Origin of the sequence: Legionella sp., assembly GCF_965140895.1 — a bacterium.
Lineage (GTDB): Bacteria > Pseudomonadota > Gammaproteobacteria > Legionellales > Legionellaceae > Legionella.
Map to the genome: position 1 here is coordinate 1 of NZ_CBCSKT010000046.1, position 15,068 is coordinate 15,068.

Genomic DNA, 15,068 nt, shown 5'->3' on the forward strand with positions numbered 1-15,068 from the left:
TTGACCAGGGAAATCGGAATTTTGATGGATATTATTAACCTGCGCCATTTACTAGCGGGTTATTAGCCCTGTCTACAGTTACTGATGGAGGTTGAAGTTTTTGATATAATTAAGTTGCAAGATAAGCACTATTTATAACTGATAATTTTGGTGAATCTGTAAAATTAATTTATAAGGATGTTTTTTTATGTATAAAAAATCTTTGGGTCTATCTTGTCTTTTATTTTCAAATTTATTGATGGCTTCGGATCTCTATACTCCGCAGCTAGTGCTTTCGAATAAAACACAGGGTCTTACCATAAAATTTCCTTCTCCTGTTCCGGATGCAGGGATGCCAGTAGGCCCAATGGATGCAACAGTTATTGATAACAGATTTGTAGTACTTGATACCTATGGTTCAGGGGTTTCTTTTTTTGATTCTCATGGAGCATTGTTAAAAAAAGTTTCTTTGCCTCATGGCATTCAATTCCAAAATATAGTCCGAGATAGAGATAATTCATTATATGTATTCGGTACTGACTCTGAGCATACAAGGGTGGTACATATTCAAAATGAAGTCATAACTGAACAAGCCGTTTATAAAACAGCCAGACATTTTATTAATTACATTATTCCAGATGATTATGGTCTTATTATGATGGGATCTGAAGCTCCTTCGAGCCTTAAAATTGGTAATTTACCAGTGGCAATTCAAGATAGAATTGATCGTGACTGTATTTCCTGTGAACCGAAATCTGTTGAAGGGGTACAGGTTGGTGGACTTTTATACCATATTTCATCTGGGAAAAATCCATCTTTTTTTATTGGAAAAAAAGAAATACCTTTAAAATTATATAAAAAATTTGGAATGAATTCGTATGAAATTATTCAAGTAGATCAGGATGGCACCGCATGGATTGACAATTCCATTATGCTTAATGGTCCTCCACTTACCTATGTTTGGAAAGTAAATAAGTTAGGGAAAGTATTAAGTATATATCGTTTTGCCAGCGATACGGAATCAAGTTCAACTCAATGGCTAATGCAGCGTCAATTTATTGTGAGTAATGAAGGGAAAGTCTATGGCCTTATCTCAGATAAAGAGCATTTTAAATTTACCCTTCTTAAGCCATTATCAGTTGAAGAAATGAAGCGCCGCGCGAAAGAATTAGATTCAGTCTTATTTACAAAAAAAGAAGTTAAATCAAAAAAAAATCAAGAAGCAAGCAAATTACATTCGGGTGAATTTCATACAGTTGGATGCAAGTCCGGGCAAAAAGCTATAGATGATGCCTATGAATACATGAAGAATAAAGTTTATTTATCTGCTTCTTCGATAATAAATGACGCAACCTGTCCCAATAGAGTTATTCCGCCCTATCTATCAGGGGGCACAGCGATGACTTATGAATCTGTCAGTTATAATTGGGGAGGGTTCGATAGTGTTGCTGAATTTAATAATAAAATAGTAACAAATAAGATGAAGGCGGGTAATGTTAACGATAAAATCAGCCCTCTTTTATCATGCGCTGCAGGAGTTGATTGTTCCGGATATGTTTCACGGGCTTGGGGACTGACTTCAAAGCTAGGAACTTGGGATATAGCTAGTAACAAAATTACAGAAGGAATAGACTGGAATGAGGTGAAACCAGGAGATGTGTATATTAACCCTGGTGTACATGTAGCGTTGTATAGGATGAAGGATGATTTCTTTGGCAAAAGAGTTTACATTGCAGAAGCTAATGCTGAAAAGGGACTTGTTATTCAACAAATAGTACCCGTAGCTTGGCTGAAAGAACGAAAACTCCTACCTCGTCGAGCAAAGAGTAATATCATTTGTAATTAACTGTAAAAAATTAAGAAAGTTTTTAATCTGATGCAGTTTAGCTTATAAGCTGCACAACATATAGGGGTTCTTTCCCCAAACCCTTGGGATAGTTTAGAGGGAATTAATGTTGCAACCCACATTTCGCACCATGGTATTAAACTTTTGTTAATTAAATCAGAATGCATCTAACTGATTAATTTAATAGCAAAATTTGTGTTTCAATACGAATCAACCGGATATTATTTAAGTTAATTTAACTCAACTTTATACATGCTGCGGAACGTAGGTTACAAGATGGCATTTAAAGATTTAATTTTATCTGGTGCTGGTTGACTGCTGCTCTTATCCTATAACAGCATGTTCGTACCGATAGCTTACTCTGGTAGTTAAGCCCCCGCGTACATGGAAAATATGAATTTTATGGGGCAAAAAATGCATTAACTTACATGAGGTTATACAAAAATTAATAGACAATAAAAAAATCAATTTATTGACTACATCCTAGATTGGTAAAGGGTTATAAGGGTGTTGTGGGAAATTTCGTACCTTCCTGCGAAGAACCCCTCTTTGCAAGGGTTTCCTCAGAAAGTAATGCAGTCAATATAATCGGGGAACTGCTAAACCCTCTGCAGTACTTTAAGTTTAATGATGGCTTGGCTCTCTTTTCTACGCAACAATATCCAATTCCACATCAAGCTTGAATACAAAAAATCAATTGGATCATTTTTTTGTATCGCCGCAAGATGTGTATAATATTCAGTTGCCTGCAACCAGGCTACGTTATTATTTAGAATGGTACATCGTCATCAAACTGATCAAATGCATCGTGTGGCACTTGATTAGATTGTGGTGCTGCCTGTCGATTAGCACTTGGTTGTGGTGATGGCGCATATTGTTGTGTCTGAGGCATATCCTCGTAACCACCTGCACTGCCGCCTTTGCTATCCAGCATTTGAATGTCATTGGCAATGATTTCTGTAGTATAACGATCTTGGCCTTGTTGATCTTGCCATTTTCTCGTTCTTAAACTGCCTTCAATATAAAGCTTTGAGCCTTTTCGTACATATTCGCCAGCGATTTCGCCTAGGCGATTAAAGCAAACGACGCGGTGCCATTCGGTACGATCTTGCTTTTCACCGGTATTTTTATCTTTCCATGATTCACTGGTTGCAATTGAAAGAGTAGTTACTGCATTACCATTTGGTAGGTAACGAACATCCGGGTCAACACCAACGTTGCCAATCAAGATGACCTTATTTATTCCGCGAGCCATTTGTTATCTCCTGTATGCGAAAGTTAGGCAGTAAGTATACCTTAATTTATATCACTAGTGCATAGTGAATTGCTAATCAAATAGCGTCTGTTCTGAATGCGTGACTTGTTGATATAAGCGTAGCAACTGCCTTTGGGTCACTCGTGGAGTTGAAAGCGGTGGCAAGTCATGCAAATCAAAAAAATCAATTGCTGAAATTTCTATATTTTCTGTTGCCACACCAGAAAGCAAATCACAATGGAAAAAACATTTATAGGTATGTGGCCAGTGATGAGGATGATCATGTTTTTGTTCATCCCAAAGCGCCAATAAACGTACAGTTTCGACATTAAAACCTGTTTCTTCCTTTGTTTCTCTGATTACTGCTTCGGAAGGGGACTCATTAATATCTGTCCAGCCTCCGGGTAAAGTCCATAAGCCATCAGAGCGCTCTTTAACGAGTAATATTTTATTCTCTTTAAGGACAAACGCGCGAATCTCTAGTTTTGGTGTAGCATATCCATGTTCTAAAGAGAATCGTAACTTAATGTCCTCATGTTCATGTTCTGTGAATTCTACAACGAGTTCGGCAGCAATTTCACGCAATCTGGAATATCGTTCTTTATCAAATTCATTATGACAGTAGGCAAGCCCATTTTGGGCAATCGCTTGAACTTCACTGATCAATTTCAGCCAATTAGTTTGATTGTTGGACATATATTAAATTCTCTTTATATTTAAGTAAAGCACGAAGCAGATAAGTGTTGACTCTCACGTTACGAGATGCAATAGAGTCATCACCAAGAAGTGAATGTATGAAATATTACCAAATTAAACAAATCAGTCAAATGTACTCATTAATGATAAGGTCATTGCCGTACAACGAGGAGATTGGTTTATTAAAACCGGAGAGGCGTTTAAGTTCAGGATATAAGGTTGTATTCTGAACAGGATTTAGTACGATTGCAGCAGATTACGACACTGAAATTTGGGGGGAGGCTTTATTAAAGATCCAGCTAATTATAGAAAGTGCAAATTTTGATGTGGTACTCTCTATGTAAATTCAGGCTCGCGAATTGGAAACTAACGCAACACCTATAATGAGGCTGCCTCCTTATTAAGATATATTTCCAGTCAAATGGAAATAAGCCAACCGATCAATTGCAAAACTACGGCAAAAATTATAGAAATTTTGGAGTGAAATACGATGAATGATCAAGTATTAAAAAAGTATCAATCTGTGGCCGATGCATCTGAACTAGGCAGAAAATCGGATTATGATCCAAGCTATAATCCCGACCGCTTATTTCCCATTCCGCGCGCTGGAAAGCGCCAAGAGATCGGTGTTGATCCGCATCAGCTTCCATTTTATGGTTTCGATTGCTGGAATCACTATGAGGTGTCTTGGTTGAATCCGAAAGGTAAGCCTGTGGTTGCGCTTGCAGAAATCATTTATGATTGCAATTCACCCAAACTTATCGAATCTAAATCTTTAAAACTCTATTTTAACTCCTTTAACAATAGTAAATTTGACAGTATTGATGCGTTAGAGAAAATCATTAAAAAGGATTTGCAGGAGCGTATTGAGGCAGAGGTTTTTGTTGCCATCCGCCCTTTAGAGCAGTCTAAAGCACTCCACATGCAACAAGGGTTTATTGGCGACTCTATTGATGAATTGGATGTTGAATGCTCCATCTACCTGGTTGAACCCGCTTTTCTTTTGGTAGGTGATGAGTTGGTTGAAGAAATACTGTGCTCTGATCTTCTGAAATCGAATTGCTTAGTCACGCATCAACCGGATTGGGGAAGCGTACAAATTGCCTATAAAGGGAAGAAAATAAACCGTGAGGGCTTATTAAAGTATTTAGTTTCGTTCCGAAATCATAATGAGTTTCATGAGCAATGCATTGAACGTATTTTTGTAGACATTCTGAACCATTGTAAACCGGAGTCACTCACTGTTTATGGTCGATATACTCGTCGTGGTGGGCTTGATATTAATCCATATCGCTCTACTGAAAAAACATCGTATATGGATAAGAATGTGCGTTTAATTCGTCAGTAATATAGGTGGGATCGGCTGAGGAGAGGGACCTCTGTGAAAAAAATTGCCTTATGTCTTTGCATGATATCAATGTCTATAGAAACGGCTTTTACCGCACAAGTCTCAGTTGATTTGAGCATTATTTATAAAAACGTGTATTTTGCGGGCAAAGCAAGGAATGCGATTGCCGTAAATAATCAGATTCTTGCTCCTACATTGCACTTTTGAAAAGACCATTATTTTGAGGCTTTCGGTTATTTTTTTCGGATACTCAAAAAGTATACCTTACTATAGATAGGACGAACTGGTATTGGGGAAAACAAAAAATTAATATTTTTATGTTAGGCGTTGCTTATGAAGGTATTGCAATCCCATTATATTGGACCTGTCTTCCTAAAGCAGGCAGCTCCAATATAATGGAACAAAAAGCGCTCATAAATCGCTACTTAAAAAGCTTTGGTTCTTCCCAGATATTAGGCTTATTGGCCGATCGGGAATTTGGTAGTGGCGGTTTATTTAATTGGCTGAATAGAAAAAAAATTCCGTTCTATATTAGGATTAAAGAAGGTTCATTAACTCACATCAATAAGAAAAAATTATTCACTGCCAAAAAAATTTTCAACTCGTTACAACCTAAGCAGCACAAAGTATTTAACATGGCTGTCGAAGTATTCGGTCAATCCGTTTTTCTAGCTGGTTCACGCTCCGAAAAGGGCGAATTAATGATTATTGCAACGAATCAACATCCCCAAAATGCTATTCCCATTTATCGGAAATTGAATGTCTTTTCTCTGCATTAAAAGGGCGGGGTTTTCGTTTCGAAGAGACTCATATGACAACGCTGGATAGGATAGAAAAATTAACTGCTGTATTAGCCATTGGATTGTGCTGGGCTCATAAAGTGGGCGAATGGAAAGCTGACTCGAAAAAAGCAATTAGGCTCAACAAGCATCGTGATAGTCACAACCTCAACCCAATTCAAAAAGCTAGTGAGATTCAATAGCTGACTAACGAGGCTTTAACTTTATTTAATGTCTATCATGAGTCTGGAGTACGTGAAGATAGCGTACAGGCACGCCTTGAATATTTAGATGAGCTTTTGACCTCTCTAAGAATTTACAACGCTGATATTTCCAATGGCAAAATTTGGTGGCAAAAAATCATGGGTTTCTTTGGTTTTTTCCCACCTGAAGAAAAAGATGCGCTGAGAGCAATGAGACGCATTAAAGATGCATATGCCCAGGCTTTAGTTGATTATGATGACGTCCATTACCCTAATTGGCTATTTCGTCTTGCTCGATTTTTTGGTTTACACAGTGTAAAGCAATTTTTAGCAGATAAATATGACTCTTATCCAGAACAATTCAAATTAATTTATCTTTCCCATCATTTAATGGGGAAAACTGATTTAAATCAACATGTTGTATTACAAGGTAAAGTATCATCATGTGCTTGCCATGATTTTGCTAATGACTTAGACGAATTTATTGAGCAAAAAGGCCACCATCTTGATGAACAAACGGCTGCTGGATTAGAAAGTATAAAAAATAAAGTAAGACAAAGTTCTGAATTAGCAAATGAAATGGATAAGGCCTCCATAATTAGTGAGCTTAATATCGGCGCATCTAATGTGATCGATGGATTGATTTTGGATGTGACTTATCAAATACACAAGGCAATGATGAGCTTACAGCCAGGCTCTTCTTTCATTGCTTGAATGGTTTAAAACACAAGTACCAGAGCCAGTATTTGCGTTACATAGTGCCGCAGAACAAACTGCTGTAGATGCAAGAGATAACTTGGCTATTGTTACGAAACAAATGCAAAAAGAACGGGCCGTACTATGTTCTGAGCTTGATGTTTTCTTGAAGAGCAAGACGAATGATGTTAGAAAATCGGTACGAAGAGACGTGAATACAATTAACGATCTTGACGCTTATTCGCGTAAAAAATGCAATGGAAATAAGCTAACTACTACGCAACAAGATAGAGTCGCCCTTGCAAAACCGTTAGCTCCATTAGCATCAGAGATAAAAATATCTCGTTCGGGTGTTTCCGGATTTTTTTTGGGCAATGCCTCAATGCCCGAAAAGACAGAGTCTAGAACACGAAAAGCGGTAATTGCCAAGCAAATTGCAGGGCATGATGGATTTATCGCCGCGGCAAATTTGTCGCCGTAGTGATAATAAGCGAGATGATGCATTTTATCGAACAGTCCATGTCCCATCCTTATTAAATACAATTAATCAAAATTGGAATAAATTAATTATTCAATTTTTTTCCGAAGAAAACCTGAACGATATTGTTTATCGTGAAGCAATTGCTCTTGGAAACTTAAGCGCTATTCTTGCGGTTCGTAAACTTATTTCTCCGATTAAATGGCTTTGTTTTATTGTCTGTAGCACCTATGATGCTATGACCACGATACTAGGGCATTGGCTGCAATGAATAATTAAAGATATGAGTATGGATTTAGCGTCGCTATCCTCTAATAGATATCGCGCATTGCCTCTTTTGGCAAAGAGGATAGGATTAATTTCGACGCTTATTCTGCCCTCTGTTGTCAGCGTTTTAAGTTATATTGCCAGTGCGTTTGTTCTCAAAAGGTTATATGAGCGGGCTCCGGAAATGGCCCTTGTTCTCGGCGGCTGCGGCTTAAGTTGTTCGCATTGCTAATGCCTCTCCTAACGAGAGGCTGCTCTAAGCGTTTGTTCAGCACTACCTTCAACATAATGTTCTTTATCTATGCGTAAATAAAGGACTTGTTCTTCCTTGGCAAATACAACTTCAATAATGCCTGGAGCACTTAGCAGTTGCTTTATCACCTCTTCTTTTTTATCGAACCAGTCACACGCTAGAATTAAGGTTGTTACATAAACGTTAGGTTGCATTGAATAGGCAATGACGAACCAAAGAGCGGCTAATAGTGCATTCACCATGAAGATGCCCTGACTGCCATTCCATTGATATAAAAGGCCTGCAAGAGCACCGCCGATGAAAATACCTAGAAATTGGCTGGTTGAATAAATCCCCATGGCCGTTCCTTTACTATTGGGTTGGGCTTGTTTCGATACTAATGAAGGAAGGGCCGCCTCGAGGATATTAAAGGCAATAAAAAAGGCTAGCATGAGCAGACAAAGACTTAACCAATTCTGATAGGTATAGGCTAAGAGCAGTTGCGCAAGTGTGATGACTACGACAGAACTCAGGAAAATACGTTTCATGAGCTTTTTCTTTTCCGCAATAATGACAAAGGGAATCATTAATAAGAATGCGCCTAACATTAGCGGCAAATAAAAATGCCATTGTTGTGCTAAGTGTCCTTGTTCTACTTGTTTTCTTAAGATAAACGGAATGGCGAAAAACGTAGAAGTAAGAATAAAATGCTGGCAGAAAATACCTATATCAAGACGTAGTAGATGTTTATTGCGGACTACTTGTTTGAATAAGGCAGGATTTGCTTCACTGTCACCATGAAAGCGTTCTTTTTGGGGTTGGGGGATGACCCCATGCAGTAAGAGCAAACCTAATAGAGCCAATCCTGCTGTTAGATAAAAAATACCCGCTAAGCCATAACGATGCGATAAGGCAGGGCTGATTACCATAGCTAAACTAAAGGAGGTACCAATGGTCATACCAATTACGGCCATCGCTTTGGTGCGTTGTCCATCAGGCGTTAAATCGGCAAGTAAGGCAATCAAGACACTACCAATTGCGCCGGTTCCTTGTATGGCCCTAGCAATGATCATGCCATAGATGGAGTCGGTTAAGGCACCCAGTATGCTACCGAAGGCAAATAAAATTAGACCGATAGTAATAATTGGTTTGCGGCCAATTTTGTCGGAAAAAAAGCCAAAAGGCATTTGCAGGATCCCTTGCCCCAGACCATAGATTCCCAGCGCAAGGCCAATGAGCGCAGGGGTTGCTCCCTGCAAGTTTTCAGCATAAATGCTAAATACGGGGATCAGCAAAAATAAACCGAGCATACGGAATGAAAAAATGGCGGCGATAGGAAATACAGTTTTAGACCAGGGGTATGTCATTAAAATTTATTAGGGTTGGCATGTGGTGTGGGGATAGTACAAAGTTAGACATCCAGAAACAAGATCTTTGAAAATTTAATACAGTAAAGATTGCATTCCGGGAGAATAAAAATGACAATGCGCTATTTTAGTCAGAGGGTTGTTTCATGAGTTTAAATTTTGCAGGAAAAGTTGGGTTAATTACTGGTGGCGCACGAGGTATCGGTAAGGCTACTGCATTAAAGTTGGCTCAAGCTGGATGCGATATTGCTATCGTTTACTACAATAGCTCAGATGAGGCTCAAGCTTTAGTCCAAGAGATTCAGGCAATGGGGCGGAAAGCGGTTGCATTACAGGCGAATGTGGCAGACCATCAATCAGTTAAAGAAATGTTTGCACAATTTCGTGAGCATTTTGATCATCTTAATTTCTTAGTCAGTAACGCGGCAAGTGGTGTTTTAAAGCCTGCGTTGAAAATGTCAACTAAACACTGGCGCTGGTGCTTAGAAACTAATGCCTTGGCATTAAATCATCTTGCTTCTGAAGGTCGTGCGTTGATGCCACGTGGTGGTCGGGTTATTGCTTTATCTAGTTTGGGTGCACATCGAGCTATCCCTAATTATGCATTTATCGGTGCATCTAAAGCTGCTCTGGAAGCTTTAGTTCGTTCATTAAGCCTGGAGTTAGCCGTTGATGGTGTTACTGTGAATACGGTTTCTGCTGGGGTAGTTGATACTGATGCCTTAAAGCATTTCCCAAACAGAGAGCAATTATTAGATGAATATCAAGCACATGCTCTGAGTGATAGACCTTTAATTCCTCAAGATGTCGCCAATGCGGTTTATTTGTTGTGCTTACCTGAAGCAGACATGATTAATGGACATACGTTGTTTGTTGACGCCGGTTATAGCCAGGTAGGCTAAGGCATGTATGTTGGGCTGTCCTTGGGTTCACGCTGACCTCCTAATTTAAATACCTCATGTTAAGGGACATTAACTATTGTCTTTTTTTAACCAATTTATGTTAATTTTATGTCTTTAAAAAAATTTATGATATACTTTGCGGCTTTGTGAACCAGCCTGAATCTCTGAGGAAAAAATATGAATGTAGCTGACGTTTATCCTAAGGTTAGAGAAATCGTTGCCGATGTACTTGTAATTGATGAAGACGAAGTGTCTCAAAACAGTCGCTTAATTGCTGACTTAGGCGCTGAATCCATTGATTTTCTTGATTTGGTTTTCCAACTGGAAAAAGAATTCAAAATTAAAATTCCACGTGGTCAATTAGAAAAGAATGCGCGTGGCGATTTAGCTGAAGATGAGTTTGAAAAAGGTGGCGTGTTAACTGAACGAGGCCTAATTGCATTGCAAAATTATTTGAGTGAAGTCCCTGCGGATCAATTCAAATCAAGCATGAAAGTTAACGAAATCCCAACTTTATTTACGGTTGAAACTTTTTGTAAATTAATTGTTTCTGCAATGAATGAACAACAAGTTACTGCGTGATCGCCGATGAGATTTTTGTTTGTTGATCGCATTGTGCATTCATCTCCCGGAGAGTTCATCCGGGGGATTAAGCACATAACGAGTGATGATACCTTCCTGATTGCTGATGAGCAGGGGCGTCTTTGTTTTATCCCTTCTTTAATCGGTGAAACCCTAGGACAATTGGCTGCTTGGAATGTGATGCACCATAATGGTTTTTCCCAACGCCCAGTTGCCGGTATTGTTGCCAGTGCTCAGTTGCATAGGCCTGCTTATGTTGGTGAGACTTTATTGCTTGAGTCGTTTATTGACCAAGTCGATGATCGCGCTGTGCAATATCATAGTATTGCCCGAGTAGGATCTGAGCTAATTTTTAGCGTCGAAGGCGCCTTAGGCCCCTTATTACCCATGACTGATTTTATTAGTCTGGACGAAGTGAAGCAGCAATATGCTGAAATTGATAATCCTGGCGATTGGGCTGCACTTAGCGCAGAAAGTGTTCCCTTATTGGATGAGCAACAAATTGCTCAGAATAACACCATACGCACGGTCTCAATGACGTTTGACCGTATAAGCTCCAGTGAACCTGGCGTCAGTTTGACTGCAATAAAACGAATCACCCGTGCCGCGCCTTATCTGCCGGACCATTTCCCCAAGAACCCCGTTTTACCGATGACGGTTTTATTGGAGTGCAAGTTAAACTTGGCTCGTGAATTTGTTGCTCGCGCGGCATTTTCGGAAGCTTATTGCGTCAGTGAGTTGCGCAAGATAAAAATGAATGAATTTGTCCATCCTGGAGATGTGATTGAGTGTTATGTAACCGTTAAACGACACACGGAAAATGAGTTGATCCTGGCTTTTCGCAGCGAAGTTGCTGGAAAGCGAGTTTGTGTTGTGGATGTGGTGCTTATTCCTCGAGGTAAATAACGTGAAAAAAAGACGAGTTGCCATTACAGGCTTAGGAGCTGTTTCTCCTATAGGTCTTGATGTTGAATCCACTTGGTCGAATTTATTGGCTGGGAAATCTGGAATCGCTGAGATTAAACAATTTGATGCCAGCGCATTTACTACACATATTGCGGCGGAAGTAAAAAATTTTCAGGCTAATCCGGCATTAGCCAATAAGCATTCTCGTTTTGCGATGTCATTTACCCAATATGCTTTAGAAGCTGCAAGGCAGGCATTTGAGGATGCTGGCATTTTACCTACCGAGCAAACCGCATCGCAATGGGGTGTGGTTACCGGTAGCGGAATGATGACCTCGGAGTTTGATTACTTGCATCGCTTCCAGAAAACCTGTGCTCAAGATGGCGAGGTTAATTGGAACCAATTACAAGAAAAGTCACGGGAGTTTTATCAGCTGGCAGACTTTGGTAAAACCACAACAAACTCTGGTTTATCTTTATTAATTCAACAATTTGGCATTCGTGGTTATGCGTCTTCTGTGCATACTGCTTGTGCTTCAGGTGGTCAGGCTTTAGGGCTTGCCATGCAAGTGATTCGTCGCGGAGAAGCTGATTTTATGCTGGCTGGTGGTTTTGATTCCATGATAAACCCCATTGGTCTTTCCAGCTTTTGCTTATTAGGTGCCTTATCTACTTATAATGAAACTCCGGAAACGGCTAGCCGTCCTTTTGATGGCACTCGAAATGGTTTTGTTTTGGGTGAAGGTGCTGCCTTTTTGATTCTTGAAGACTGGGATAAAGCGAAGGCGCGTGGCGCACGTATTTATGCTGAGTTGGCTGGTGAAGGTAACTCACTTAGTTCGTATCGTATTACCGACTCACATCCTAATGGGGATGGAGCGATTCAAGCGATGCAGCGTGCATTAAGTGATGCGGGTGTACAGGCGTCTGATGTGGATTACATTAATGCCCACGGTACTTCAACCAAGATGAATGACTTGAGTGAAACGAATGCGATTAAAGCGGTATTTGGTGAGCGTGTGGCGCATTTACCCGTGAGTTCAACCAAAGGACAAACCGGACATTTGATTGCTGCTGCCGGAGCACTTGAAGCCGTATTATCGGTTAAATCCATTGAACAAGGCCAAATTCCCAAAACTGCAAATTTAACTACTCCAGATCCTGACTGTGATTTGGATTATGTTGTTGATGGTCCGCGTGAAAAATCTTTAGGTGTGGTTTTATCTGATTCTTTTGGTTTTGGTGGCTCGAATAGCTGCTTGTTATTTAAGCATCCTGAATTTGAAGGAGCAGGGCGATGAGTCAAAGCAATAGAGTATTTATTACTGGCCGCAGTGCATTAACTGCCTCAGGAAACACTGCTGATGCAACCTGGGAATCTATTTCTACAGGTAAAAGCGGAATTGAAGAAATTCGTGACTGGGATTTATCACAGTGGTCGGCACGCCTTGGCGGTGAACTTAAAGATTTTCAACCGGCAAAAATGTTGCCGGATAGGAAACTCATTAAAGTCATTTCCCGTCAAGATGTTATTGGTATTCATGCCGCGGTTCAGGCGGTTGAGCACAGTCAGATGATTGCCTATCGTGATGGATTAGAACGTGCAGATGACTTCAATGAGCAAACCGCGATTTTTGTTGGCTCGCCAGGCAATAAGTATTTCCAACAATATGATTTTTTACCCTTGCTTGCTAAATCACAAGGTGAGATGCAACCCTTTGCACAACAGTTATTTGATGAAGTGCATCCCATGTGGTTATTACGCATTCTCCCTAATAACGTTTTAGCATATACCGGTATTACTTATGGGTTTAAAGGCCCTAATCATAATGTCACCAATCATGCGGTAGGGGGAACTCAAGCGTTAATTGAGGCCTATCACGCAATCGTTAGTGGACAGGTTGAGCGTGCTGTGGTTGTTGCTTATGATGTAGCAACGGAACCGCAATCCTTATACTATTACAATCAATTAGGGGTCTTAAGTCATCGCCATTTGAAACCTTTTGATGCCGAACATGATGGAACTATTATGGCTGAAGGGGCGGCTGCAATAGTCTTGGAAGGCGAGGCTAGTGTACGTGCACGTTCTGCTCGCTGTTATGGCGAAGTGATGGGTGGTTTATCAGCTACTGAGGCAAGTGGATTATTTTCCATTGAGAATGATGGTCAGCAATTAGCGGCACTGATGCAACGTACTTTAGATTCGACCGCAATTCAGCCCCATGATGTTGGCATGATTGTGGCGCATGGTAATGGTAATGTGAAATCAGATGACAGCGAAGCCCAGGCAATAAAAGGCGTTTTTGTCGAACATCAAACGCCAGTCACCTCATTTAAATGGTCTATGGGGCATACTATTTGTGCTTCAGGGTTAATTGATGTGGTCATGGCAACGTATGCTTTGGAAAATCAATGTATTCCTGGTATTGCTAATTTACAGCAAACAGCAAATAGCTGTGAGGGATTGTCCGTTAGTGCGGAACATCGCCCCTTAGGAAACGCGAATTATGCCTTAGTAGTTAATCGCGGATTTGCCAGTATGAATACGTGTTTGGTGATTAAAGCCTGTGAATGATTTAGAACAACAAATTAGCGCATTACCTACCAGTTTTTGGGGGCGAGCCATTTTTAAATTTGCTCCTTATAAGCGTCAGGTCATCATGGCGAATATTGATCGTGTTTATGGTGAACGCTTGAGTTTGGACTTGAAAAATCATTTGGTGAAATCGTATTATTCGCATTTGCTTAAATCATTTAAAGAAGCCTTACACTTACGTTTTATGAGCGAAGACACGCTACGTCAGCTTGTTGAAGTTCGTGGTCATGAGCACATGTTGTCTGTGGTCGCTCAGAAAAAAGGGGTACTCACGCTCACTGGGCATTTTGGTAACTGGGAAGTTGCGCCAATAGGCGGGGTACTCAATTTTAAAGAGTTTCAAGGCCAGTTTCATTTTATCCGCCGCACCTTATCAATTAAACTTATTGAGCGCAGTTTATTTAAGCAGTATTACCAAGCTGGCTTAAATGTAATTCCTAAGAAAAACTCCCTTGATAAGGTATGCGCGGCTCTAGAGCAAAATCATGCAGTAATTTTTGTTTTAGATCAGCATGCATCCTTAGCTAATCGCGATGGAATTGCAGTAGAGTTTTTTGGTGAAAAGGCTGGAACCTATCGTAGTTTAGCTACCTTGTCGCGTTATACGGGGGTTCCGGTAATTCCTGCCGCAGGATATCGCTTGTCTAATGGGAAGCATGTTTTAGAGTTTTATGAACCGATTCCTTGGAAGGATTATGGTTCTACAGCAGAATCACTTTATCAAAATACCCTTGCATATAATCAGGCTTTAGAGCGTATTATTCTAGCCCACCCTGAGCAATGGAATTGGATGCATAAGCGTTGGAAGCTAAAAAAAAATCAACTAGCAGCAGCCAATAACCAGCCTGCTTAACAGAGCATTCAGAACCGCTACTAATCCCATTTCATGCTAATCAAGCTTAACTATTGCGTTTTTTTTCCAAACAGCTATCCTGAA

At 40.1% G+C, this 15,068-nt stretch carries 17 protein-coding genes; 14 read left to right on the forward strand and 3 right to left on the reverse strand.

Annotated elements, in window-relative coordinates; translation table 11 throughout:
• Positions 1 to 187: 187 nt before the first annotated feature.
• Positions 188 to 1,825 carry a hypothetical protein gene (locus tag ACQY7T_RS06095; protein ID WP_428412052.1) on the forward strand — a complete coding sequence of 546 codons (1,638 nt, stop codon included), beginning with the start codon at positions 188 to 190 and terminating at the stop codon, positions 1,823 to 1,825.
• A 769-nt stretch (positions 1,826 to 2,594) separates the two neighbouring features.
• Here ACQY7T_RS06095 and ssb read toward each other — a convergent pair.
• Positions 2,595 to 3,080 carry a single-stranded DNA-binding protein gene (gene ssb, locus ACQY7T_RS06100; RefSeq protein ID WP_428412053.1) on the reverse strand — a complete coding sequence of 162 codons (486 nt, stop codon included), beginning with the start codon at positions 3,078 to 3,080 and terminating at the stop codon, positions 2,595 to 2,597.
• A 72-nt stretch (positions 3,081 to 3,152) separates the two neighbouring features.
• Positions 3,153 to 3,776 (reverse strand): NUDIX hydrolase, encoded by a 624-nt coding sequence (locus ACQY7T_RS06105; protein ID WP_428412054.1) that lies wholly within the window; start codon positions 3,774 to 3,776, stop codon positions 3,153 to 3,155.
• 490 nt (positions 3,777 to 4,266) lie between these two features.
• On the opposite strand from ACQY7T_RS06105, the gene queF reads away from it, so the two are divergent.
• The 7 genes from queF to ACQY7T_RS06140 all read left to right on the forward strand — a co-directional run bounded on the left by queF (position 4,267) and on the right by ACQY7T_RS06140 (position 7,551).
• Positions 4,267 to 5,124 carry an NADPH-dependent 7-cyano-7-deazaguanine reductase QueF gene (gene queF, locus ACQY7T_RS06110; RefSeq protein WP_428412055.1) on the forward strand — a complete coding sequence of 286 codons (858 nt, stop codon included), beginning with the start codon at positions 4,267 to 4,269 and terminating at the stop codon, positions 5,122 to 5,124.
• A 33-nt stretch (positions 5,125 to 5,157) separates the two neighbouring features.
• Positions 5,158 to 5,331, forward strand: coding sequence for a hypothetical protein (locus ACQY7T_RS06115; RefSeq protein WP_428412056.1), 174 nt, complete (start codon positions 5,158 to 5,160; stop codon positions 5,329 to 5,331).
• 110 nt (positions 5,332 to 5,441) lie between these two features.
• Entirely contained in the window at positions 5,442 to 5,903 is a 462-nt protein-coding gene (locus ACQY7T_RS06120) for a hypothetical protein (RefSeq protein ID WP_428412057.1), read from the forward strand.
• A gap of 32 nt (positions 5,904 to 5,935) precedes the next feature.
• Positions 5,936 to 6,106: a hypothetical protein gene (locus ACQY7T_RS06125; protein WP_428412058.1), complete on the forward strand. Its 171-nt coding sequence runs from the start codon at positions 5,936 to 5,938 to the stop codon at positions 6,104 to 6,106.
• 159 nt (positions 6,107 to 6,265) lie between these two features.
• Positions 6,266 to 6,820 (forward strand): hypothetical protein, encoded by a 555-nt coding sequence (locus tag ACQY7T_RS06130; RefSeq protein ID WP_428412059.1) that lies wholly within the window; start codon positions 6,266 to 6,268, stop codon positions 6,818 to 6,820.
• A complete protein-coding gene (locus ACQY7T_RS06135) occupies positions 6,813 to 7,283 on the forward strand; it encodes a hypothetical protein (RefSeq protein ID WP_428412060.1) in 471 nt (156 codons plus the stop codon). The genes ACQY7T_RS06130 and ACQY7T_RS06135 overlap by 8 nt, the downstream gene beginning before the upstream one ends.
• Positions 7,246 to 7,551, forward strand: coding sequence for a hypothetical protein (locus ACQY7T_RS06140; protein WP_428412061.1), 306 nt, complete (start codon positions 7,246 to 7,248; stop codon positions 7,549 to 7,551). The genes ACQY7T_RS06135 and ACQY7T_RS06140 overlap by 38 nt, the downstream gene beginning before the upstream one ends.
• 236 nt (positions 7,552 to 7,787) lie before the next feature.
• Here ACQY7T_RS06140 and ACQY7T_RS06145 read toward each other — a convergent pair whose 3' ends face one another.
• On the reverse strand, positions 7,788 to 9,146 hold the full coding sequence (locus ACQY7T_RS06145; RefSeq protein ID WP_428412063.1) for an MFS transporter: 1,359 nt from the start codon (positions 9,144 to 9,146) through the stop codon (positions 7,788 to 7,790).
• A 146-nt stretch (positions 9,147 to 9,292) separates the two neighbouring features.
• Here ACQY7T_RS06145 and fabL point away from each other — a divergent pair, with 146 nt between their 5' ends.
• From fabL to ACQY7T_RS06175, 6 genes are all read left to right on the forward strand, one after another.
• Entirely contained in the window at positions 9,293 to 10,048 is a 756-nt protein-coding gene (fabL, locus tag ACQY7T_RS06150; RefSeq protein WP_428412064.1) for an enoyl-[acyl-carrier-protein] reductase FabL, read from the forward strand.
• Positions 10,049 to 10,225: 177 nt separating this feature from the next.
• Positions 10,226 to 10,630 carry an acyl carrier protein gene (locus ACQY7T_RS06155; RefSeq protein ID WP_428412065.1) on the forward strand — a complete coding sequence of 135 codons (405 nt, stop codon included), beginning with the start codon at positions 10,226 to 10,228 and terminating at the stop codon, positions 10,628 to 10,630.
• 6 nt (positions 10,631 to 10,636) lie between these two features.
• Entirely contained in the window at positions 10,637 to 11,536 is a 900-nt protein-coding gene (locus tag ACQY7T_RS06160; protein ID WP_428412066.1) for a 3-hydroxyacyl-ACP dehydratase FabZ family protein, read from the forward strand.
• Positions 11,508 to 12,836 carry a beta-ketoacyl-[acyl-carrier-protein] synthase family protein gene (locus ACQY7T_RS06165; RefSeq protein WP_428412128.1) on the forward strand — a complete coding sequence of 443 codons (1,329 nt, stop codon included), beginning with the start codon at positions 11,508 to 11,510 and terminating at the stop codon, positions 12,834 to 12,836. Before ACQY7T_RS06160 ends, ACQY7T_RS06165 begins: the two co-directional genes overlap by 29 nt.
• Positions 12,833 to 14,110, forward strand: coding sequence for a beta-ketoacyl-[acyl-carrier-protein] synthase family protein (locus ACQY7T_RS06170; RefSeq protein ID WP_428412067.1), 1,278 nt, complete (start codon positions 12,833 to 12,835; stop codon positions 14,108 to 14,110). The genes ACQY7T_RS06165 and ACQY7T_RS06170 overlap by 4 nt, the downstream gene beginning before the upstream one ends.
• Positions 14,103 to 14,984 carry a lysophospholipid acyltransferase family protein gene (locus ACQY7T_RS06175; RefSeq protein WP_428412068.1) on the forward strand — a complete coding sequence of 294 codons (882 nt, stop codon included), beginning with the start codon at positions 14,103 to 14,105 and terminating at the stop codon, positions 14,982 to 14,984. The genes ACQY7T_RS06170 and ACQY7T_RS06175 overlap by 8 nt, the downstream gene beginning before the upstream one ends.
• Positions 14,985 to 15,068 lie beyond the last annotated feature (84 nt).

Excerpts from the sequence above, each read along its gene's own strand:
- ACQY7T_RS06105 (WP_428412054.1), bottom strand. The coding sequence starts at position 3,776 with ATGTCCAACAATCAAACTAATTGGCTGAAATTGATCAGTGAAGTTCAA.
- ACQY7T_RS06120 (WP_428412057.1), top strand. The coding sequence starts at position 5,442 with ATGTTAGGCGTTGCTTATGAAGGTATTGCAATCCCATTATATTGGACC.
- ACQY7T_RS06145 (WP_428412063.1), bottom strand. The coding sequence starts at position 9,146 with ATGACATACCCCTGGTCTAAAACTGTATTTCCTATCGCCGCCATTTTT.
- ACQY7T_RS06170 (WP_428412067.1), top strand. The coding sequence starts at position 12,833 with ATGAGTCAAAGCAATAGAGTATTTATTACTGGCCGCAGTGCATTAACT.
- ACQY7T_RS06130 (WP_428412059.1), top strand. The coding sequence starts at position 6,266 with ATGGGTTTCTTTGGTTTTTTCCCACCTGAAGAAAAAGATGCGCTGAGA.
- ssb (WP_428412053.1), bottom strand. The coding sequence starts at position 3,080 with ATGGCTCGCGGAATAAATAAGGTCATCTTGATTGGCAACGTTGGTGTT.
- queF (WP_428412055.1), top strand. The coding sequence starts at position 4,267 with ATGAATGATCAAGTATTAAAAAAGTATCAATCTGTGGCCGATGCATCT.
- fabL (WP_428412064.1), top strand. The coding sequence starts at position 9,293 with ATGAGTTTAAATTTTGCAGGAAAAGTTGGGTTAATTACTGGTGGCGCA.
- ACQY7T_RS06160 (WP_428412066.1), top strand. The coding sequence starts at position 10,637 with ATGAGATTTTTGTTTGTTGATCGCATTGTGCATTCATCTCCCGGAGAG.
- ACQY7T_RS06095 (WP_428412052.1), top strand. The coding sequence starts at position 188 with ATGTATAAAAAATCTTTGGGTCTATCTTGTCTTTTATTTTCAAATTTA.
- ACQY7T_RS06125 (WP_428412058.1), top strand. The coding sequence starts at position 5,936 with ATGACAACGCTGGATAGGATAGAAAAATTAACTGCTGTATTAGCCATT.
- ACQY7T_RS06155 (WP_428412065.1), top strand. The coding sequence starts at position 10,226 with ATGAATGTAGCTGACGTTTATCCTAAGGTTAGAGAAATCGTTGCCGAT.
- ACQY7T_RS06165 (WP_428412128.1), top strand. The coding sequence starts at position 11,508 with ATGTGGTGCTTATTCCTCGAGGTAAATAACGTGAAAAAAAGACGAGTT.
- ACQY7T_RS06140 (WP_428412061.1), top strand. The coding sequence starts at position 7,246 with ATGATGGATTTATCGCCGCGGCAAATTTGTCGCCGTAGTGATAATAAG.